This is a genomic window from Streptomyces sp. NPDC005423, from assembly GCF_040606415.1.
In the GTDB taxonomy this organism is placed as follows: Bacteria; Actinomycetota; Actinomycetes; order Streptomycetales; family Streptomycetaceae; genus Streptomyces.
Genome location: NZ_JBEXET010000002.1, coordinates 160,295 through 181,101, shown reverse-complemented (window position 1 = coordinate 181,101; position 20,807 = coordinate 160,295). Strand labels below are relative to the sequence as shown.

Genomic DNA, 20,807 nt, shown 5'->3' with positions numbered 1-20,807 from the left:
CCCTCACCGTCGACGCGGCCGGAACGAACCGGCGGCTTCCGTCGCGCCGGCCACCCCCGCCACGCCGCCCGCCCTCGTGGTACCCCCCGCCGACGTGCGCGGCAGTGGATCCCGCCGCCGCCGGACGCCCGCGAGGGCGGCGGAGAGGACCGCTGCGGGAATCCCCGCGAAGGGCGTGTACAGCTCGCCGAGGAAGGTCGTCTCCACGTCGTACGCTCCCCCTTCTCCCACTGTCCGGCGCACGGTCCGTCAGAGGTTACGCGCCCCCAACTACCGCCGTCAGGCCCTTCGGTGGCCGTTGTGGCGACCGGAACGCGCACTCTGTCCGGAAAGGAGCGCCGGGAAACCGACGGGCCGGCGGATGTGCGGCCCATTGACGCGGGGGCGCCTGAATCCTAGCGTCACGTTCGGTCTCGCGATCGTGATCCGACAGGTCGAACGAAAGGACAGGATGCGCGCCGCTCGCTTCACCCTCGACCCCGCCTTCACGGTCGGAACGGTCGACCCCCGCCTCTACGGCTCCTTCGTGGAACACCTGGGCCGCTGCGTCTACACCGGCATCTTCGAACCCGGCCACCCGGCCGCCGACGCCGCCGGTCTCCGCACCGACGTCCTGGAACTGGTCCGCGAACTCGGGGTCACCACGGTCCGCTACCCCGGCGGCAACTTCGTCTCCGGCCACAAGTGGGAGGACTCGGTGGGCCCCGCCGAGGACCGCCCCCGCCGCCTGGACCTCGCCTGGCGCTCGACGGAGAGCCACCGCTTCGGCCTCTCCGAGTACATCGGCTTCCTGCGCGCGATCGGCCCCGGGGTCGAACCCATGGTGGCGGTCAACCTCGGCACCCGCGGTGTCGCCGAGGCCCTGGAACTCCAGGAGTACGCCAACCACCCGGCCGGCACGGCCCTTTCAGGCCTGCGCGTCGCCCACGGCGACCCGGACCCCTTCGGCATCCGGCTCTGGTGCCTCGGCAACGAGCTGGACGGCCCCTGGCAGACCGGCCACAAGACCGCCGAGGAGTACGGCAGGCTCGCCGCCGAGACCGGCCGCGCCATGCGCCGCCTCGACCCCGGCATCGAACTGGTCGCCTGCGGCTCCTCCCACCGCGCCATGCCGACCTTCGCCGCCTGGGAGGCGACGGTCCTGCGGGAGACGTACGACGTGGTCGACCTCATCTCCCTGCACGCCTACTACCAGCCGCACGACGGCGACATCGGCTCCTTCCTCGCCTCCGCCGTCGGCATGGAGTCCTTCATCGAGGACGTGGTGGCGACCTGCGACCACGTGGGCGCCCGGCTCAAGTCGCCGAAGAGGATCAACCTCTCCTTCGACGAGTGGAACGTCTGGTACCAGTCGGACTGGGAGGAGCACGACCGCACCGCCGACCCCGCCGACTGGCCGGAGGCCCCGCGGCTGCTGGAGGACGGCTACAGCGTGCTGGACGCGGTCGTGTTCGGCTCGCTGCTGATCGCGCTGCTGCGCCACGCCGACCGCGTCACCGTCGCCTGTCTCGCCCAACTCGTCAACGTCATCGCGCCGATCATGACCGAGCCCGGCGGCCCGGCCTGGCGGCAGACGACGTTCTTCCCGTTCGCGCAGGCCTCCCGGTACGGCCGTGGCCGGGTCCTGGACGTCCGCGTCGACTCGCCGACCTACGGCACCCGCGAGTACGGCGAGACCGACCTGCTGCACGCCACCGCCGTGCGCGGCGAGGACGGTTCGGTCACCGTCTTCGCGGTCAACCGGGACCGCGCCGAGCCGCTGCCGCTCGAAGTGGCCCTGCACGGGCTCGCGTTGACGTCGGTCGTCGAGCACAGCGCGCTCGCGGACGCCGACCCCGGCGCCCGCAACACCCTCGACGCGCCGGAGCGGGTCGCCCCGCACCCGGTCGAGGGCACCGCGCTGCGGGACGGCACCCTCACCGCCGTACTGGAGCCGCTCTCCTGGAACGTGATCCGGCTGGCGTAGCGGGTTCCGGCGGGGCTTCGGCGCTCAGCGGCCGGGGGAGGCGACCGGGTCCACCCGCACTCCGCCGGCCGCGCTGCCCAGCAGGGTCAGCCGGACGTCCTTCGGGCCCGCGGGTGTGGTGCCGTCGGAGAGGACGGCCAGCGCCAGGGTGTTGGCGCCGCGGGTGCGCAGGATGCCGTTCGGCAGGACGAAGGTGTGCTGCGGGCCGACGTCGTTGACGTACTGGCCCATGTTCCAGCCGTTGAGGAAGATCTGGACGCGGTAGGCGCGCGCCGGATCGTCGTCGAGGACCAGCCCGATAGAGGCGTCCACACCGGAGTCGACGGTGAGTCCGAACTCCGTCCGGTACCAGGTGACGCCCTGTCCCCGGTCGGCCCGGGGCAGCTCGACGGGGTCCCATCCACCGTCCGCGTACCCCGGCAGATGCCAGCCCTCCCGCTCCCCGTACAGACCGCCGTTGTTCTGCGGCCCGCGCACCGGGTCGGCGGACGCCTCGCCCTGGAGCCGCCAACTCACCTTCGGCGAAGCCCCCTTGAAGGTCACCGCGGTCAGTCCGCGGGCCGCCTTGTGGGTGTCGAGGGCCTTGCCGTCCTGGTCGTGCTGCATCCGCCGGACGAGCACCGACAGCACCCGGTCGCCCGCTCCGCGCAGCTTCTTCGGCACCGGGAAGACGGCCGTCGCGGTCCACGTGCCCTGCCGTACGGTGCTGTTGTCGGGCACCGGCATCCGGTGCGTGCCCAGCGGCCTCCCGTCCAGCCAGGCCATCAGCAGGCCCTGGGTGCCGGTGCTGTAGGCGAGGGAGACGGACTCGACGCCGCTCTTGTCGTCGGTGGTGAACCGGCCCCGGTACCAGACGTCGCCGTAGTGGAAGCCGTAGTCGTCCGCGAAGAGCACGGGCTGTCCGGCGGGCACGGGTGTCGTGCTGAACGACGACGTCCGGTCCGCCACCGTCCAGGCGGAGTCGTCGAAGCCGGGGGCGGACTCCGGGTTCTCCGTACGCCGCCGCCAGCCGTCGAGCGCGGGCAGCGTGACCGGTGTGACCCCGGGCAGCAGCACGCTCGCCCGCAGGCTCCCGGAGTTGGTGACGATCGTGGCCACCGGGCGCCCGTTCCACTCCACCGAGTCGATCCCGCGCGGCCCCCACACCTCCAGCCCGGTCTCCCCGACGGTGTCGCCGGTGAGCCGCACGGTGGTGCCGTGCACGGCGGCCGACCGCACCAGCGCGGGACCGTAGACCAGCACCGAGCCGGACGGGGTCTCGACCGGCCACAGCCGTACGGAGGTCGTCTCGTCGGCGAGGAACAGCAGCAGCGGGGTGTCGATGCCGCCGCCCTCGACGAGCACCCGGGTCAGCCCGCCGACGCCGAGCGGGGCCGTGACGTGCAACCGGCCGCTGTCGTAGGCCCAGGCGGCCTCCGCGTCGAGACGGGTGACGACCGGCTCGGCCGGGCAGTCCAGCGCCACGTGGGCCATCTCGCCGTGCCGTCCGGCGAAGAGCGCGATCTCCGACCGGCCGGCCGTGAGGGTCAGCATCGGCGAGACCGTCGCGTACTTCAACTTCCTCTTGCCGAGGGCGAGTTCGGTGACCAGCAGCCGGGCGTCCCGGGCCGGGACGGTGACCTCCACGTCGGCGGCGGCGGTCGGCAGCGTCGAGGAGACCTCGGCCGTCCCGTCGTTGCGCAGGACGTAGACGTGGGAGCCGGTGTCGGGGTTGGTGAGGTGGTAGACCTTGAGCCCCTCCACCCGGACGTCCGCGGCCCGGTCCAGCTTCGCCAGGTCGGGCACGCGCTGGAGCAGGTGCCCGAGCTGGTGCATCGGGACCAGCTTGGCGGTCGGGTTGCGGCCCTCGTCGAAGGTGGCGCCGTAGTCGTAGGACGTGTAGACGACCGGCGCGGGCAGCCAGCCCCACGAGGTGCCGCCGAACGTCATGTAGACGTTGTGCAGGGTGAGTCCGTTGGCGAGGTTGGTGAGATAGAACCGCCGCTCGTACGCGGCGTCACGCGTCCGCCGGGACTCCGCGTACCCCTTCCCCTGGAACCACGACCCGCCCCACGGATCGAACCAGCCGCCGCCGAACTCCGGCACGAAACCCGGGGTGCGGGGACTGGCCGTCGCACCGCCCCGGGCGCCACCGGCCCCGAAGTGCCCCCAGTCCGAGGGGACTTGGGAGGGCGACGGGTAACCGTCGAAGCCGTAGAGCCAACGCCCCTTCTCGCCACCGGTGTCGAAGGACCCGGGGGTCCAGTACCCGTTGCGCCCCTTGTCGTTGTGGAACAGCGGTACGTCGATCCCGTCGGCGCGCACCTTCCGGTACAGGTGGGACATGTACGCCCGCCCGGCCGGTTCGGTGACGTGGGAGTCGTACTCGTTCTCGATCTGGTAGAGCAGGACCGTGCCGGTGCCCCGGGTGAAGAGATGCCGGGAGACGATGCCGTTGACGGCCGTCAGCCACTCGTCGGCGTGGGACAGATAGGTCGGGTCGGCGGTCCGCGCGGTGCCCGCGGTGGCCGTCAGCCAGCCGGGGAAGCCGCCGCCGTCGATCTCCGCGTTGATGTACGGCCCCGGGCGCAGGACGACGTAGAGCCCGGTCTCGGCGGCCGTACGCAGGAACAGGTCGAGATCGCGGACGCCCGTGAAGTCGTACTGTCCCGGGGCGGCGGAGTGGTAGTTCCAGGACACGTAGACGCTGACCGCGTTGTAGCCGAAGGCGCGCATCTTCTGCAGGACGTCCCGCCACAGGGACGGGCTGGGGAGCCGGAAGGGGTGCATCTCGCCCGACCACAGCACCAGCCGCCGGCCGTCCACGATCAGCGAGTAGCGGTCGTGGCCGACGGTGTGCCGCAGCCCGTCCGCGCCCGGCGGGCCGGGCGCGGGGCCGGTCGGCACCACGTGCGACGCGTACGCGTCGGAGGTGCCCGCGCTCCCGCCGCCCAGCGCGAAGCCGAGCACGGCCGTCCCGGCCAGAGTGCTGAAGGTACGTCGGCTCAGCTCCAAAGGAAGCTCCTCCCGGGTGCGGTCCGTCGGCGGCACGTGCGGGACCATCCTCCGTGGTCGCCCAGGAAGGCCGTCGTGCGGGGTCTTGTCGTGCGGGGCCATTCTGTACGCCACACGGGCCCACAATGGACGCATGAGGATCTCGGCACGGGCGGATTACGCGGTACGGGCGGTCCTGGAGCTCGCCGTACGGACCGACGGCGGCCCGGTGAAAGCGGAGGCCATCGCCCGCGTCCAGGACATCCCGCACAAGTTCCTGGAGGGCATCCTCGGCGATCTGCGGCGGGCCGGGATCGTCGACAGCCGGCGCGGCGGGGGCGGCGGCTACCGGCTCGCCCGGGAGGCCGGCGCGATCACCGTCGCCGACGTGATCCGGGCCGTCGACGGCCCGATCGTCTCCGTCCGCGGCGAACGCCCGACCGGGCTGTCCTACACGGGCTCGGCCGAACCGCTGCTGCCCCTGTGGATCGCGCTGCGCGCCAACGTTCGCCGCATCTTGGAGGGCGTCACGGTCGCGGACATCGCGGCGGACACGCTGCCGGAGCCGGTGCGGCTGCTGGCGGCGGAACCGGCGGCCTGGGAGAACCCGTAGGACCGGCCGGCTACCCGGCCTGGCCCATCCCCGCCGCGTTCGGCCAGCTCTGCGCGTTGGGCCACCCGGTGGCCGGGGCCGGCGCCAGGTTCTGCATACCGGCCGGACTCGTCGTACCCCGCACCTGCGCCGCCGTGAGCCCGTTCCGGGCCGGCACACCGGGCGGAGTGAGCCCCGGCATCGGGGCGGGCTCGGGAACCGGCGAGGGGAACGGCGCCGGGGTGGGAGTCCCGTAGGGCTGCTGCTGGGGCATCTGCGGCATCTGCTGGGGCATCTGCGGCATCTGCTGCTGCGGGGCCGGTTCCCTCTGCTGCGGGAACTGCTGCATCTGCGCCACGGCCTGCATGGGCATCCCGACGCCGTTCGACTGCTGGGCGCCCATCGCCGTCATCGGCATCTGCTGGGACTGGGCGGCGGCGACCATCGGCATCTGCTGGGACTGCGCGGCGGCCACCATCGGCATCGGGGCCGGCTGGGGTTGCCGCGGGGGCTGCGAGGGCTGGGGCTGCGGGGCCATCGGCTCCGGTATCTGCCGGCTCTGCGCCGCCGCGGCGGGCAGCGGCATCGCGGGACCCGGTGCCGGGGCGGCGGCGAGCGCCTGAGCGGCCAGCCCCGGCATACCGGCCCCGTTGGTCGCGCTGACCAACCGGTCAACGGCCGCCGTACCCGAGCTGTAGTTGGTCCCGGTACTCAGCTCGGGTACGGCGGCTCCCCTCCTGGTCCCGTAGAGCACCTGTTCCAGGCCGGACACCAGGCGACGCACGTCCACCTGGGGGCGCACCACGAGCCGCAGGAAGCGGCTGGACGATCCGATCTTGTTGCCGCACTCGCGGACCAGGATGCGGTGCTCGGTGAGCATCCGGTCCCGGACCACGGTGCCTTCGGCGCCCACGGGGAGGCGTACGAAGAGGAAGTTGCCCTGCGACGGGTAGACCGTCAGGCCGGGCAGCGCCGAGAGGTGGCCGGCCATGTCGAGCCGGTCCCGGCGCACCTGCTGAAGGCTCTGCGCGTACTCGGCGCCGTGCTCCTTCAGCATGAACACCACGTGTTCGGCGAAGGAGTTGAGGTTCCACTTGGGGAGCATCGAGCGGATCCGGCCGGCCAGCGAGGGGTTGGCAACCAGATAGCCGAACCGGATGCCGTGCAGACCGAAGTTCTTGCCGAGGCTGCGCAGCACGATCACGTTGGGCCGCAGCATCGCCTCCTGTACGACGCTCGGTTCGGCCTCCGCGTCGGCGAACTCCAGGAACGACTCGTCCACGATGATCAGGTCCAGGTCGGCCATCGCGTCCATGAACTGGGTCAGCGCCTGCTTGTGCAGGAAGCCGCCGTCGGGGTTGTTGGGGTTGCAGATCACCGCGACCCTGGTGTTCCGCTTGCGGATGAACTCCGCGTACTGCGACAGGTCGAGGGCGAAGCCGCTGGACTCCTGGAGCGGGAACATGTCGACCCGCTTGCCGGTCTCCATGGGCTGGTCGGTCCAGCGGCCGAAGGTGGGGACGGGGATGGCGAGGGACTCGCGGACCAGCAAGTGGTCGATCCACGTGATCAGTTCGGTGGAACCGTTGCCCATCGCCACACACTGCGGCGGAAGGTTGAGCAGGCTGCACAGCTCGGCCGTGATCGTGTCGGCGCCGCTCGGGTAGTACGTGATGATGTCGCGCAGCCGGCTCGCCATCGCGTCGAACATGGCGGGGGTGGGGAAGTAGGGGTTGCACGGGATGCAGAAGTCCACCGGGCCTGAGCCGTCGCCCTCTCGCGTCAACGCCGCCATCGACGGGCTGTGCGCCGCCGTACCGCGGAAGAGCGAGGTGACGTTGGAGTCGGCCAAGGGAACCTCCGTCGCAGGCGGGCCCGGTGGGGACGACCGGGCCCGTCGTCTGGGTGGCCCGCGCGGGGGAGCGCGGGCCACCCTTGAATACGGAGACGAGCGTGGCGCTGTTCAACGTGTGTGAAGAGAGTGTGAGTTCGGGAACCCCGGGCCCGAACCCCGCGTCCGGTCGCGGCCGGTCAGGCTCCGAACGAGTGGATCGTCGTCGTCCGGTAGGTCTGGCCGGGCCGCAGCACCGTCGACGGCCAGGACGGCTGGTTTGGGGAGTCCGGGTAGTGCTGGGTCTCCAGGGCCAGTGCGTCGCCCTGCCGGTAGGTGCGTCCGGAGGTGCCGGTCAGGGTGCCGTCCAGGAAGTTGCCCGAGTAGAACTGGAGGCCCGGCTGGTCGGTGGCGATCTTCAGGGTGCGCCCGGAGGCGGGGTCCCGCAGCGTGGCGATGTGCTCGGGCTTCGCCGTGACGCCCTTGTCCAGGACCCAGTTGTGGTCGTAGCCCTTGGCGGTGACCTGCTGCGGGTGGCCGGCGCGGATGTCGCGGCCGATCGGCTTGGCCTTGCGGAAGTCGAAGGGGGTGCCCGCGATCTTCGCCAGTTCGCCGGTGGGGATCAGACCGGAGTCGGTGGGCGTGTAACGGCTCGCGGCGATGGTGAGTTCGTGGTCGTAGATGCCGCCGTTGCCCTCGCCCGCGAGGTTGTAGTAGGTGTGGTTGGTCAGGTTGACCACGGTCGCCTTGTCGGTGGTGGCCGTGTAGTCGATGCGCCAGTCGCCGTTCCGGGTCAGGGTGTACGTCACCTTCGTCCTGAGGGTGCCCGGGTACCCCATCTCCCCGTCGACGCTGGTGTAGTACAGGTGCAGGCCGACGTCGGAGCCCGAGGTGAAGGGCTCGACGTCCCACACCTTCGTGTTGAAGCCCTTGGCGCCGCCGTGCAGGCTGTTGACACCGTCGTTGACGGAGAGCTGGTAGCTCTTGCCGTCCAGGGTGAACCGCCCCTTGGCGATGCGGTTCCCGTACCGGCCGATGGTCGCGCCGAAGAACGTGGTGCCGGCCACGTAGGCGGCCAGGTTGTCGTAGCCCAGCGACACGTTGGCGTACGTGCCGTGCCGGTCGGGGATCTCCAGCGACTGGACGATGCCGCCGTAGGAGAGGACCTTCAGGCGGGTCCCGCCGTTCGCCAGCGACCAGCGGTGGACCTTCGTTCCGTCCGCGAGCGTGCCGAAGAGTTCCTTCACGGGCCTCCTGCCGTCCGACGCGGCCTGCGCCGTCCCTGTTCCCAGCGTGCTCGCGGCGATGCCCGCGGCGGCCGCTCCTGCAATGACCGTGCGTCTGTTCAGTTCCACTGCGGCTCCTGCACATGGAAGGGGCCCCGTCCCGCCTCGCGACGGGCGGGGCCCGGGCTGAATTACGAACCGGACTTGCGCTTGTTCCACACGTCGAAGCCGACCGCGGCCAGCAGGGCGAGGCCCTTGATGACCTGTTGCCAGTCGGTGCCGACACTGAGGAGGTTCATGCCGTTGTTCAGCACGCCGAGGACGAGACCGCCGATGATGGCACCGAGAACCGTGCCGACACCGCCGCTCATGGACGCGCCACCGATGAACGAGGAGGCGATCGCCTCCAGTTCGTAGCTGACGCCGGCCTTCGGCGAGGCCGCGTTCAGGCGGGCGGCGACCACGATGCCCGCCAGGGCCGCGAGCACGCCCATGTTGAGGAAGACCTGGAAGGTGATCCGCTTGTCCTTGACACCGGACAGCTTGGCCGCCGGCAGGTTGCCGCCGATGGCGTAGATGTGCCGGCCGAAGACCGCGTTGCGCATGACGTAGCCGTAACCGGCGACCAGGACACCGAGGATGATCAGCACGATCGGCGCGCCGTTGTAGCTGGCGAGCAGCAGCGTCAGCCACGCGATCGCCGCCACGATGATCGCCAGCTTGAGGGCGAAGAACTGCACCGGCACGACGTCCAGCGAGAACTCCCGCTGCCGGCGCCGGTCACGCACCTCCTGGAGCACCACGGCGGTGACCATCACCAGACCGAGCAGCAGCGTGATGTTGTGGTAGTTGGTGTTCGGGCCGACGGCGGGCAGGAAGCCGTTGCCTATCTTCTGCAAACCGCCCGGGAACGGGCCGAGCGTCTGGCCCTGGAGCAGGATCTCCGTCAGACCGCGGAACAGCAGCATCCCGGCCAGGGTGACGATGAACGACGGTATCCCGGCGTAGGCGATCAACAGGCCCTGTACGGAGCCCGCCACCGCGCCCATCAGCAGGCACAGCACCACGGCGACCGGCCACGCCACATGGTGGCTGACGGTCAGCACGGCCGCGAAGGCGCCCACGAACGCCGTCAGTGAACCGACCGACAGATCGATGTGCCCGGCGATGATGACCAGCATCATGCCGATGGCCAGGATCAGGATGTAGCTGTTCTGCAGCACCAGGTTCGAGACGTTGCGCGGCAGCAGCAGGTCGCCGCCGGTGCGCACCTCGAAGAAGACCACGATCAGGCCGAGCGCGATCAGCATGCCGTACTGCCGCATGTTGCGGCGCATACCGTCCAGGACCAGCCGCAACAGGCCGCCACCCGCGGCCGGTCCGCTCTTGCCCGGCGGCGCGGGGGCCGGGCTCTTGGCGGTCACATCCGTGCTCATCGCGATACCTCTTTGTCCTTTGTCATCTGGCGCATCAGCACTTCCTGCGTGGCCTCGGCACGCGCGACCTCACCGGTCAGCCGCCCGGCGGCCATCGTGTAGATGCGGTCGCACATGCCGAGCAGCTCGGGCAGCTCCGAGGAGATGAAGACGACCGCCTTGCCCTCGGCGGCCAGTTTGTCGATGACCGTGTAGATCTCGTACTTGGCACCCACGTCGATACCGCGGGTCGGTTCGTCCAGGATCAGCACGTCCGGACCCGCGAAGATCCACTTGCTGAGGACGACCTTCTGCTGGTTGCCGCCGGACAACTTGCCCACCGGCTCGAAGACCGTCGGCGCCTTGATGTTCATCGAGGTGCGGAAGCCCTCGGCGACCTGCCGCTCCTCGTGCTCGTCGACCACACCGCGCCGGGACACCTTCCCCAGGGCGGCCAGCGAGATGTTCCGGTTGATGGTGTCGATGAGGTTGAGACCGTAGTGCTTGCGGTCCTCGGTGACGTACGCGATGCCGTGTCCGATCGCCTCGGCGACCGTCTTCGTACGGATCTCCGTGCCGTCCTTGAGGACCGTGCCGCCCGCGTACCGCCCGTAGGAACGTCCGAAGACGCTCATCGCGAGTTCGGTGCGGCCGGCGCCCATGAGGCCTGCGATGCCCACGATCTCGCCCCGCCGCACGTTGATGGACACGCCGTCGACGACCTTGCGCTGCTGGTCGATCGGGTGGTGCACCGTCCAGTCGCGGATCTCCAGCGCGGGCGCCGCGTCCACCTCCGCCCGGTGCGGGGTGCGCTCGGGGAAGCGGTGGTCGAGGTCGCGGCCGACCATGCCGGAGATGATCCGCTCCTCGGTGGTCTCCGGCGCCTTCACGTCGAGCGTCTCGATCGACCGGCCGTCGCGCAGGATCGTCACCGAGTCGGCGACCTTGCGGATCTCGTTCAGCTTGTGCGAGATGATGATCGAGGTGATGCCCTGGTTCTTCAACTCCAGGATGAGATCCAGGAGTTTGTCGCTGTCCTCGTCGTTCAGAGCCGCCGTCGGCTCGTCGAGGATCAGCAGCTTGACCTTCTTCGACAGCGCCTTCGCGATCTCCACGAGCTGCTGCTTGCCCACGCCGATGTCGGCGACGCGGGTCTCCGGGTGGTCGCCGAGCCCGACCCGGCGCAGCAGTTCGGTGCCGTGCTTGAGGGTCTCGTTCCAGTTGATGAGCCCCCGCGTGGCGTGCTCGTTGCCGAGGAAGATGTTCTCCGCGATGGAGAGGTACGGCACCAGCGCCAGCTCCTGGTGGATGATGACGATGCCGTGCTGCTCGCTCGCCCGGATGTCCCGGAAGTGGCACTCCTCTCCTTCGAAGAGGATGTCGCCCTCGTAACTGCCGTGCGGATGGACGCCGGAGAGCACCTTCATCAAGGTGGACTTGCCGGCGCCGTTCTCCCCGCAGATGGCGTGGACCTCGCCCTGACGGACCGTCAACGTCACGTCCGACAGCGCTTTGACACCGGGAAAGGTCTTGACGATCGAGCGCATTTCCAGGACGGGTCCCGCCATGGTCGTGCCTTCCAATCAAGTGAGGGGTCGGGTGGGGGACGGGACTACTTCAGTTCGGACTCGGTGTAGTAGCCGCCCTTGACCAGCACGTCCTCGTAGTTGCTCTTGTCCACGCTCACCGGCTGGAGCAGGTAGGCGGGCACGACCTTGCTGCCGTTGTCGTAGGTCTTGGTGTCGTTGACCTGCGGGGTCTTCTTGTTCAGCGCGTCGTCGACCATGGTGGCGGCGACCTTGGCGAGCTTGCGGAGGTCCTTGTAGACGGTCTGCGTCTGCTCACCCGCGATGATCGACTTCACCGAGGCCAGCTCGGCGTCCTGGCCGGTGATGACGGGCAGCGGCTGGGCGGCGGAACCGTAGCCGTCCGACTTCAGCGCGGCGAGGATGCCGATCGAGATGCCGTCGTAGGGCGAGAGCACCGCGTTGACCTTCACGGACTTGTAGGAGGAGGTGAGGATGTCCTCCATGCGCGACTGCGCGGTCGCGCCGTCCCAGCGCAGCGTCGTGACCTTGTTCAGCGCGGTCTGGCCGGACTTGACCACCAGCTGCTTCTTGTCGATGTACGGCTGAAGCACGCTCATCGCGCCGTTGAAGAAGTACTTGGTGTTGTTGTCGTCGTTGGAGCCGGCGAAGAGCTCGATGTTGAACGGGCCCTTCTTGCCGCTGTCCAGGCCCAGCTTGTGCACGATGTACGTGCCCTGCTCGACACCGACCTTCTCGTTGTCGAAGGACGCGTAGTAGTCGACGTTCTTGGTACCGAGGATCAGCCGGTCGTAGGCGATGACCGGGATGTGGGCGTCCGCGGCCTCCTGGAGCACGTTGTTCAGCGACTTGTTGTCGATCGCAGCGATGACCAGGCCCTTGACGCCCTGCGTGATCAGGTTCTCGATCTGCGAGACCTGGGTGTCCGGGTCGTCCTGGCCGAAGACCAGCTTGGTCTTGTACCCCTTGGCCTTGATGTCGTTGACGAGGTTGTTGCCGTCGGAGATCCACCGCTCCGAGGACTTGGTCGGCATCGCGATGCCGATGGTGCCGCCCTTGGAGTCGCTCGCCTTCTCGTTGCTTCCGCCCGAGCCGCTCTGCCCGCACGCGGACAGGGCGAGGGCGAGGGAGGCGGCGCCGGCTATCACCGTGAGGGTGCTTCTGCGGTTGCGCATGTGATCTTTCCTCATTCTTCTCGTCGTTGAGAGGTCGAGCCAGTTCCCGGGAGGGCCCCAGGGGGTGGTTCAGGCTTCGGCGGGGAAGCGCTGGAGCGTGCCGGGCAGCCGGGAACCGAGCGGCGCCATGTCGCCGTCCGCGCCGTGCCGGGCGAGCAGGTCGAGAGCGAGCCGGCCGCGCCGCACCCGCTCCCGCGCGGTGTCCAGGGTCACGTCCCGCAGGTGGGTGCCCCACGGGTAGATACCGGGGGCCTTGGACAGACCGAACTTCAGATAGAGCGGTGCGCCGCGCCGGATCAGCTCGGCGACCTCGTACATCCGCACATAGCCGCCCAGGTCGTCGGGGGCCTCGATGTACATGTCCATGGGAGCGGCGGACACCCGCCGGATCTCCGTGAGGTGATCCAGCGTCAGGTCGCTGGGCACGTTCAGCGAGTCGGCGCCGAGCCGCTCGTAGACCGCGTACGACGCCGGGTTGACCGGCCCGATCAGCGCCGACACCTTGAGCGTGGTGTCGGCCGGGATGATCCCGGCGACCCGCGCCCGGTGCAGCGTCCACAGCACGCCCTCGTCGGCGACGAGCAGGCACTTGACGCCCAACTCCGTTGCGCGGACGGCGTCTTCGACACAGCCGGCGACCGCGTCGTGGCCCCGGGCCCGCAGCCCCGCCCCGCGCGAGTCGCTGCGGATCGAACCGCCGATGTCCCACGTCCCGCGCGGACCGGTGAACAGGCACAGCTCGATGTCCCGTTCGGCGGTCGCCTCGACCATCTCGGTGATCTCGGCGTCGGTCAGCATCCAGACGCCGCTGCCCTGGCTGATCCGGTGGATCGGCACATCGAGGCGCGAGGACTCCTTGAGGACCACGGACACGGCCTCGGGACCCTCGCAGGAAGGGATCTCGGTGCGCCAGCGGCCACCGCCGGGGAAGGCGTGGGGCGAGGTGTCCGCGGGGTCGTGGGCGGGGGCGCCCAGGCCGAGCGCGGAGAGCACCTGCTCACCGGGCCTGCGGGCGGCAGTGGCGGTAGCGTCGGTCACAAGCTGTCCTTCGTGTTCGTTATCTCGGTCAAGGTTCGCGGCTCTGGGTTCAGAAGAAGAACGGGTGGTACGCCGGTGCGAGATTGTCAGGTCACCCCGCACCGGCGTACGGCTGGGGTTCCTACGGCCGCAACAGCACCTTGCCGACCTTGGGATCGCCTGCCCCGACCAGCTCGATGGCGCGCGGGAACTCGGCGAGCGGCAGCTCATGGGTGACCAGGGGCAGCGGATCAAGCAACCCGGCCCCGAACACCCGCACCGTGTGCGCCCAGGCGTCCGGCGGTGCCCCGAAGACGGTGTGCACCTCCAGCTGCCGCACCACCAGATCGGTCGGGTCCAGACCCTCGGCGCCCGCCGCCGGGATACCCGTCAGGACCAGCCGTCCGCCGCGCCGCAGCAGGGCGGCGGCGGTGCGGGCGGCCGACGCGGACCCGGCGGTCTCGATCACGACGTCGAAGTCGTCGGGCAGCTCCTGGTCCTTGGTACGGAAGTCGGTCGCGCCGAACTCCCTTGCCAGCTCTTCCCGTTCGGTCCGGGTGCCCACCACGAGCAGCTCGGCGGGGGAGCCCGCCCTCAGGAACTGCACCGCGAACATCCCGAGCGTTCCGGTCCCGACGACGGCCGTCCGCTCGCCCGGCCGCGCGTTCGCCTTCAGCGCGGCGGCGGCGACGCACGCGGCCGGCTCCAGCAGCGCGGCGGCCGTCAAGTCGGCGTCGTCCGCCAGGACATGGAGCAGCCGGGCGGGGAGCGTGAGCGTGCCGGCCATCGCGCCGGGCTGGGTGAACCCGGTCTCCTCGTACCCGGCGGTGCACAGGGTCGTCTCGCCCGCGTGACAGCGGTCGCAGACCTGGCAGTTGCGGAAGCCCTCGCCGACCACCTTGCGTCCCACGAGGTCCGAGGGTACGTCCGCGCCGACCGCCGCCACCGTTCCGGACCACTCGTGGCCGGGCGTGAGCGGGTAACGGACGTACCCCTCGGGCCGGTTGCCCTGGTACACCTCGCGGTCGCTGCCGCAGATACCGACCGCGTGGACCCGCACCAGGGCCTCGCCGGCCGCCGGCTGCCGGGGCTCGTGCCCGGTCAGCCGGTGCTCGCCGGGTCCGTCGACGACGACCGCGCCGCTCACTTCTTCGCCTTCGGCCTGCGCTGCTCCCAGCCGTCCGCCCACAGGTCGAACCGGGCCTGCTGCTGCGGGAATTCGGCCGCCGCGTCGGTGTCCAGCTCGACTCCGAGACCGGGGGCGTCGGAGAGGTGGAAGTAGCCGTCGATCACCTGCGGGGCGCCCTTCACGACCTTCTTGATCTCCGAGTCGGCGAAGTCGTTGAAGTGCTCCAGGATCTTGAAGTTCGGGGAGCTGAAGCCGACTTGGAGGGAGGCGGCGGTCAGGACCGGGCCGCCGACGTTGTGCGGGGCGACGAGCACGTAGTGCGCCTCGGCGGTCGCGGCGAGCTTGCGCGTCTCCCAGATGCCGCCGAGGTGGCCGACGTCGGGCTGGATGATGTCCACGGCCTGGCTCTCGAACAGCTCGCGGAACTCGATGCGGTCGTGGATGCGTTCACCCGTGGCGATCGGGATGTCCACCTTGGCGGCGACCTTCTCCAGCGCCTTCAGGTTCTCCGGCGGGACCGGCTCCTCCAGCCACGCGGGCTTGAACGGGGCGAGTTCGTGCGCCAGCCGTACGGCGGTCGACGGCGAGAACCGGCCGTGCATCTCCAGCATCAGCTCGGTGTCCGGCCCGATCGCGTCCCGTACGGCCTCGATGAGGGAGACCGCGTAGCGGGTCTGCTCGTGGTCGAGCTCGAAGTGCCCGGTCCCGAACGGGTCGATCTTCAGCGCCTTGTAGCCGCGCTCGACGACTCCCTGCGCGGCCTTGTGGTAGGCCTCGGGGGTCCGCTCGGTGGTGTACCAGCCGTTGGCGTACGCCTTGACCTTGTCGGTGACCTTGCCGCCGAGCAGCTGCCACACCGGCACCCCGAGCGCCTTGCCCTTGATGTCCCAGCAGGCCATCTCGATCACGGCGATGCCGGACATCACGATCTCACCGGCCCGGCCGTAGTCGCCGTACTTCATCCGCCGTACGAGGTCTTCCACTGCGAACGGGTCGGACCCGAGAATGTGATTGGCCTCGGCCTCCCGCAGATAGCCGATCAGTGCGTCGGTGTGGCCCAGCATCCGGGTCTCGCCGACTCCTGTGATCCCTTCGTCGGTGTGCACCTGGACGTACGTCAGGTTGCGCCACGGCGTCCCGACCACGTGTGTGCTGATTCCGGTGATGCGCACGGCTGTTGCCCCTCGTTGCTTCCGTCGGCCTGTTCGTCGGCTCGATCAGTACGTTCGAAATTTCGGCTCACGTTCGAAATCCTGGCGTGACAGTAAGGAGGACGGGGCAGGGGTGTCAATGGGTCGAACATGTAACAGTTTCGGCAAGAGTTTCGACACGCGTCCCGGCCGGTCGGTGGCCCATTGGCCGTCCTTTGGGTGGCATGTCGCAACTCCCCGCGCCGGAACGGCCAGTTCAGCACAGAACTTTCACAGCCGTGCCTATGAACGAGACCTGCGCGGAACCTAGTCTTCCCGCGTCATGGACTATTGCCACCCGTGCGGTCGGCACCTCAACGGCGCCCTCGCGTGCCCCGGGTGCGGCACGCCAGTCGAAACGCCAGCGGAACCCCCACCTGCGTACGCGGAGGGGGGTGACGCGCGCCTGTGGACGGGCGGGGGCGTAGGCGTGGGTGCGGGTTCGGGCGCGGACGTGGGCGCCGGTGCGGGTATGGGTGCGGGCTCGGGTCCGGGTGTGAGTTCGGGCTCGGGTCTGAGTGCGGGCTCGCGTACGGGTGCGGGTTCGGGTTCCGGCGCGGGGATGGACGCCTGGGACGGGAGCGCGGGCGAAGTCCCGGATGAACCGGACGAGTTGGGGGACTCCGAGGGCTTCGAGGAGGCGGGCGGCTCCACGGCGGCGGACGGTCCTGAGGCGGCCGGGTCCCGAGGCGGTCGGGCCGGCGGCGGAAGCCGTCGCGATCGTAAGGCCGCGGCGCATCGCCGGCGCCGCCGCCGGGTCCTGCTCGTCACGGCCGGGTTCGTCCTGGCGGCCGGCGGGCTGAGCCTGGCGGAACTGGGCATGGACGCGCCGTTCTCCGCCGGGAAGCCCGCCACGTCCGGCGACATCGCGGCGCAGAGCGAGGCGTCCACGGGGGCGGACGAGACCGCTCAGCCACTGGGAGACACCGCGGGCGGCGAGGGCGGCACGCCGACGGCGGAGGCCACCGCGTCCGGGTCCGCCACACCGTCGGCATCGGCGTCGGCCAAGGGCACGAAGGGCCCCAAGGACCCGGACACCGCGGAGGTGTCGGGCGCGCCCGCGCTGACGGGCGGCACCGGCTCCACCGCCTCGGCCCCCGCGCCGGGGACCAGCGCGGCACCGACGGCCGCTCCGACCGCGAACCCCACCACCGCCGACCCCAGCCCGGCACCGTCGCCTTCACAGACATGCAGGCAGATCCTGTGGTGGTGTTCCTGAGTCAACGACGGCCGCGACAGCGGGAGTCGGGGGTTCGTAAGGCGAGCGGAACCGGGTTCAGCGGTCCAGCATCCGGCGCAGCAGTCCGCGCAGCGCCAGCCGCTCCTCGTCGGACAACCCGGCCAGCGGCTCCTTCGCGAACCGCAGCGACTCGCGCAGACTGCGGGCCGTCCGCAGCCCCTCCTCCGTGGCCGCCGCCAGCTTCACCCGCCGGTCCGCCGGGTCGGGGCGGCGCTCGACCAGGCCACGCGCTTCCAGCCGGTCCACGATCCCCGTGACGTTCGACGGCTCGCACTTCAGCTTGTGCGCCAGCTTGCGCATCGGCAGCGGTTCCAGGGAGAGCAGGCTGAGCAGACGGGCCTGTGCCCCGGTCAGCGAGTGGTCGCCCGCCGCCTCCTCGTAGTCCGCGTAGAACCGTGTCACGACGTCGCCGATCAGCTCGACGACCTCCATGGTCAGCGGGTCGGGACGGCTCTTCGCTCGCGTGGGCATGGGGCCCAGCGTACCCTGTTACTTGACACCATGAAATATTCAAGCGCATGGTTGTTTAAGGTGGTGAAGTATTTTGCCGCCGCCACGCACCTCCCCCCACGAAGAAAGGCGCTTGTCATGATCAACCGTGAATGGCACCTGCTCAGCCGTCCCGTCGGCTGGCCGAAGCCGGAGGACTTCTCCCTGGTCGAGACCGAGGTCCCCACGCCGGGCGAGGGACAGGTGCTGGTGCGGAACGCCTACGTCTCGGTCGACCCCTACATGCGCGGCCGGATGAGCGCGGCCAAGTCCTACGCCGCCCCCTATGAACTCGGCAAGGTCATGCAGGGTGGCGCCGTCGGCGAGGTCATCGCCTCCAACGCCGACACCATCGCCGTCGGCGACCACGTCCTGCATTTCCTCGGCTGGCGCGAATTCGCCGTCGTCGACGCCAAGAACGCCGTCAAGGTCGACCCCGCCCTCGCCCCGCTCTCCACCTACCTCGGCGTCCTCGGCATGACCGGCCTCACCGCCTACGCCGGCCTCACCCGCACCGCCTCCTTCAAGGAAGGCGACTCCGTGTTCGTCTCCGGCGCCGCCGGTGCCGTCGGCAGCCAGGTCGGCCAGATCGCCCGCCTCAAGGGCGCCTCCCGGGTCATCGGTTCCGCCGGCTCGGACGAGAAGGTCAAACTCCTGGTCGAGGAGTACGGCTTCGACGCCGCCTTCAACTACAAGGACGGCCCCGTCGCCGCCCAGCTGCGGGAGGCCGCGCCCGACGGCGTCGACATCTACTTCGACAACGTCGGCGGCGAGCACCTGGAAGCCGCGATCGGCTCCCTCAACGTCGACGGCCGGATCGCGATCTGCGGCATGATCTCCGTATACAACAACACCGAGCCCGCCCCCGGCCCCAAGAACCTCGCCCGGCTCATCCAGACCCGCGGCCGCATCCAGGGCTTCCTCGTCGGTGACCACTACGACCTCCAGCCCCAGTTCGTCCAGGAAGTCGGCGGATGGGTCGCCTCCGGCGAACTCAAGCACCGCGAGACCGTCGTCGAAGGCATCGAGAACAACGTCGAGGCATTCCTCGGCCAGCTTCGCGGCGAGAACACGGGGAAGATGATCGTCAAGGTCTGACGCTTCGCGGGGGGCGAGGCGGGGTTGGCGGGGCCTGGCCCCAGCCCCCAAAGTCCCCCAGCCTCCAAAGCCCCCCAGCCTCCAAGTGCGGCGTGTGGGGGCGGTGTTCACAGAGTGTGTCGGGCCGGGGTCTTCAAGTGCCGTCGTGGGCAACCCCGGTGGCTTGGGTGCCTTCGGGGCGGCCGGGCTCAGCCTTCAAGTTCGGTGCGTTGGAGCAGGGTTCACAGAGTGTGTCGCGCCGGAGTTGCCAAGTGCCGTCGCGCGCACCTCTTTTGGCTCGGTCACCTTCGGGGCGCTTCAAGCCGGTGTCGAGAGGCCGATCGTGCTCGGCCCTCCTTCGTCGGGCCTCCGCGCGTTCGGCCTCTCGACACCGGCGCGCCCCTACGGCTCCCTCGCGGCCGACGCGTGGGGACAGTTGACGTGGGTGGGCCCTTGCCGTCTCCGCACGGGGCGCCGCGGGGACAGTGGGCGTCGGTGGGCGGCAGTGAGATGTCGCCGTCTCCGCAGGGGCGGTCGGGGGCAGGGGGCCCGGTGAGGCCCTGCCGTCTCCGCGGGGGTGGCGGGCGGCAGGGGGCCTCGGTGAGCCCTTGCTGGTTTCGCTGGGGTGGGTCAGGTTGTCTGGGTTGCCAGGGCTGCGCGGTGGGTGGCTCTGGCGAAGCGTTCGTTCTCGGTGGCGGCGCCGCCCGGGAAGGCGAAACGGCGGCGGGTGTAGCCGTAGGCCAGGCCGCTGCGGGGGTCCGCGAAGGCCTGGGAGCCGGCCGCGCCGCTGTGGCCTATCGTGCCCGCTCCCAGGAACGGGTACCAGGCGTCCGCGGTCGCCTGGAAACCCAGGCCGTACGCCCGGTGCGTGCGCGTCACCAGGTCGTACCCGACGGAGTGCAGCTGACCCGACTCGGCCACCGTGTCCGGCTTCAGCAGCGCCGCCCGGTCGCCCACCGCGCTGATCGCCGCCGCGTACAACCCGGCCAGGCCGCGCGCCGAGGCCACCCCGCCGACCGAGGCCGGGCCCTTGGCGCGGACCAGGCGCTCGTTCGGCAGCGACGCCAGATCGGTCGGGTCCGCCGCGTGCCGGTTGAAGGCGATGGCGGACAAGGTGTGCGGGCCGTCCTGGAGGGCCGTGGTGGCCGGCTGCTCCGGTGGCGGGCTCATCGGCTGCGTGGTGCGGAAGCGGGGGTCCTGGGCCGCCGGCAGACCGAGGAAGAAGTCCAGGCCGTAGGGGGCGCGGACGCGCTCCTCGTGGACCTCCTGGAGCGTGCGGCCCGTGGCGCGGCGGACGATCTCACCGGTCAACGCGCCGATCACCAGGGCGTGGTAGCCGAAGGCCGTGCCCGGCCGCCAGAACGGACGCTGGTCGGCGAGGCGTTCGGCCACCACCCGGTCGTCGGCCAGGTCGGCCGGGGTGAACCCCGTGTCCGTCCCGATCAGACCCGCCCGGTGCGACAGCAGCTCGCGCAGGGTCAGCGCGCCCTTGCCCTCGGCCGCGAACTCCGGCCAGTAGTAGGTGACTTTGCGGTCCAGCTCCAGCGTGCCGTCTTGCACGAGGAGCGCGACCACCAGGTGCGCGGCCCCCTTGGAGGACGAGAACACGCCATACAGGGAGTCGCCGTCCGTGTCCGGGCCCGCCCACAGGTCGACCACCTGACGGCCGTGCACGTAAGCACACAACTGGCCTTCGTAGTCCGGCAGTTCACCGGCGACGAACGCGGCGAACTCCTCCCGTACCGTCTCGAAACCGTCGGCTACGGTGCCGTGGATCTCCTGGGTCATCCGCTCTCCTCAACTGATCCGCCGCTCGCGTGTGCCATGGTGATCAACGCCCTTCCGACCTGCGGAAGTTCCCCCTTCGGACGATCCCGCGAGAGGGGCCCCGCGTCCGGACTCAGGGTCTCCCCGAACGGGTACGGCGAGCCGTACCCGTT

General features: G+C 70.3%; 16 protein-coding genes. 4 read left to right on the top strand and 12 right to left on the bottom strand.

Annotated elements, in window-relative coordinates; all coding sequences use genetic code 11:
• Window positions 1-3: 3 nt before the first annotated feature.
• Window positions 4-207, bottom strand: a complete 204-nt coding sequence (locus tag ABZT12_RS04660; RefSeq protein WP_356377213.1) for a hypothetical protein — start codon at window positions 205-207, stop codon at window positions 4-6.
• Window positions 208-451: 244 nt separating this feature from the next.
• On the opposite strand from ABZT12_RS04660, the gene ABZT12_RS04655 reads away from it, so the two are divergent.
• Entirely contained in the window at window positions 452-1,966 is a 1,515-nt protein-coding gene (locus tag ABZT12_RS04655) for an alpha-N-arabinofuranosidase (RefSeq protein ID WP_356377210.1), read from the top strand.
• Between the two features lie 24 nt (window positions 1,967-1,990).
• Here ABZT12_RS04655 and ABZT12_RS04650 read toward each other — a convergent pair whose 3' ends face one another.
• On the bottom strand, window positions 1,991-4,960 hold the full coding sequence (locus tag ABZT12_RS04650; protein WP_356377207.1) for a beta-galactosidase: 2,970 nt from the start codon (window positions 4,958-4,960) through the stop codon (window positions 1,991-1,993).
• Window positions 4,961-5,093: 133 nt separating this feature from the next.
• On the opposite strand from ABZT12_RS04650, the gene ABZT12_RS04645 reads away from it, so the two are divergent.
• Entirely contained in the window at window positions 5,094-5,552 is a 459-nt protein-coding gene (locus ABZT12_RS04645; RefSeq protein ID WP_356377205.1) for an Rrf2 family transcriptional regulator, read from the top strand.
• A gap of 10 nt (window positions 5,553-5,562) precedes the next feature.
• Here the strand turns inward: ABZT12_RS04645 and ABZT12_RS04640 are convergent, their stop codons facing one another.
• The 8 genes from ABZT12_RS04640 to ABZT12_RS04605 all read right to left on the bottom strand — a co-directional run bounded on the left by ABZT12_RS04640 (window position 5,563) and on the right by ABZT12_RS04605 (window position 16,043).
• Entirely contained in the window at window positions 5,563-7,383 is a 1,821-nt protein-coding gene (locus ABZT12_RS04640; protein ID WP_356377202.1) for an aminotransferase class I/II-fold pyridoxal phosphate-dependent enzyme, read from the bottom strand.
• Window positions 7,384-7,562: 179 nt separating this feature from the next.
• Window positions 7,563-8,717: an aldose epimerase family protein gene (locus tag ABZT12_RS04635; RefSeq protein WP_356377199.1), complete on the bottom strand. Its 1,155-nt coding sequence runs from the start codon at window positions 8,715-8,717 to the stop codon at window positions 7,563-7,565.
• Window positions 8,718-8,779: 62 nt separating this feature from the next.
• A complete protein-coding gene (mmsB, locus tag ABZT12_RS04630) occupies window positions 8,780-10,024 on the bottom strand; it encodes a multiple monosaccharide ABC transporter permease (RefSeq protein ID WP_356377197.1) in 1,245 nt (414 codons plus the stop codon).
• Window positions 10,021-11,571, bottom strand: a complete 1,551-nt coding sequence (gene mmsA, locus ABZT12_RS04625; RefSeq protein ID WP_356377194.1) for a multiple monosaccharide ABC transporter ATP-binding protein — start codon at window positions 11,569-11,571, stop codon at window positions 10,021-10,023. Before mmsA ends, mmsB begins: the two co-directional genes overlap by 4 nt.
• 44 nt (window positions 11,572-11,615) lie before the next feature.
• Entirely contained in the window at window positions 11,616-12,725 is a 1,110-nt protein-coding gene (gene chvE / locus ABZT12_RS04620) for a multiple monosaccharide ABC transporter substrate-binding protein (protein WP_356377191.1), read from the bottom strand.
• 69 nt (window positions 12,726-12,794) lie between these two features.
• Window positions 12,795-13,763: a hypothetical protein gene (locus ABZT12_RS04615; protein ID WP_356377188.1), complete on the bottom strand. Its 969-nt coding sequence runs from the start codon at window positions 13,761-13,763 to the stop codon at window positions 12,795-12,797.
• A gap of 121 nt (window positions 13,764-13,884) precedes the next feature.
• Entirely contained in the window at window positions 13,885-14,889 is a 1,005-nt protein-coding gene (locus tag ABZT12_RS04610) for an alcohol dehydrogenase catalytic domain-containing protein (protein WP_356377185.1), read from the bottom strand.
• Window positions 14,886-16,043 (bottom strand): mandelate racemase/muconate lactonizing enzyme family protein, encoded by a 1,158-nt coding sequence (locus ABZT12_RS04605; RefSeq protein WP_356377182.1) that lies wholly within the window; start codon window positions 16,041-16,043, stop codon window positions 14,886-14,888. The genes ABZT12_RS04610 and ABZT12_RS04605 overlap by 4 nt, the downstream gene beginning before the upstream one ends.
• A gap of 580 nt (window positions 16,044-16,623) precedes the next feature.
• On the opposite strand from ABZT12_RS04605, the gene ABZT12_RS04600 reads away from it, so the two are divergent.
• Complete coding sequence (locus tag ABZT12_RS04600) at window positions 16,624-17,280, top strand: hypothetical protein (RefSeq protein ID WP_356377179.1); 657 nt, start codon at window positions 16,624-16,626, stop codon at window positions 17,278-17,280.
• Between the two features lie 57 nt (window positions 17,281-17,337).
• On the opposite strand, the gene ABZT12_RS04595 is transcribed toward ABZT12_RS04600, so the two are convergent.
• The gene (locus tag ABZT12_RS04595; RefSeq protein WP_356377176.1) at window positions 17,338-17,772 is read right to left on the bottom strand and encodes a MarR family transcriptional regulator; all 435 of its coding nucleotides are present in this window, start codon (window positions 17,770-17,772) and stop codon (window positions 17,338-17,340) included.
• A gap of 117 nt (window positions 17,773-17,889) precedes the next feature.
• Here ABZT12_RS04595 and ABZT12_RS04590 point away from each other — a divergent pair, with 117 nt between their 5' ends.
• Entirely contained in the window at window positions 17,890-18,888 is a 999-nt protein-coding gene (locus ABZT12_RS04590; protein ID WP_356377173.1) for an NADP-dependent oxidoreductase, read from the top strand.
• Between the two features lie 609 nt (window positions 18,889-19,497).
• Here ABZT12_RS04590 and ABZT12_RS04585 read toward each other — a convergent pair.
• Window positions 19,498-20,655 carry a serine hydrolase domain-containing protein gene (locus ABZT12_RS04585; RefSeq protein ID WP_356377170.1) on the bottom strand — a complete coding sequence of 386 codons (1,158 nt, stop codon included), beginning with the start codon at window positions 20,653-20,655 and terminating at the stop codon, window positions 19,498-19,500.
• Window positions 20,656-20,807: the final 152 nt, after the last annotated feature.

Coding starts and splice junctions, on each gene's coding strand:
- ABZT12_RS04645 (WP_356377205.1), top strand. CDS start 5,094: ATGAGGATCTCGGCACGGGCGGATTACGCGGTACGGGCGGTCCTGGAG.
- chvE (WP_356377191.1), bottom strand. CDS start 12,725: ATGCGCAACCGCAGAAGCACCCTCACGGTGATAGCCGGCGCCGCCTCC.
- mmsB (WP_356377197.1), bottom strand. CDS start 10,024: ATGAGCACGGATGTGACCGCCAAGAGCCCGGCCCCCGCGCCGCCGGGC.
- ABZT12_RS04585 (WP_356377170.1), bottom strand. CDS start 20,655: ATGACCCAGGAGATCCACGGCACCGTAGCCGACGGTTTCGAGACGGTA.
- ABZT12_RS04655 (WP_356377210.1), top strand. CDS start 452: ATGCGCGCCGCTCGCTTCACCCTCGACCCCGCCTTCACGGTCGGAACG.
- mmsA (WP_356377194.1), bottom strand. CDS start 11,571: ATGGCGGGACCCGTCCTGGAAATGCGCTCGATCGTCAAGACCTTTCCC.
- ABZT12_RS04595 (WP_356377176.1), bottom strand. CDS start 17,772: ATGCCCACGCGAGCGAAGAGCCGTCCCGACCCGCTGACCATGGAGGTC.
- ABZT12_RS04600 (WP_356377179.1), top strand. CDS start 16,624: ATGGACGCCTGGGACGGGAGCGCGGGCGAAGTCCCGGATGAACCGGAC.
- ABZT12_RS04590 (WP_356377173.1), top strand. CDS start 17,890: ATGATCAACCGTGAATGGCACCTGCTCAGCCGTCCCGTCGGCTGGCCG.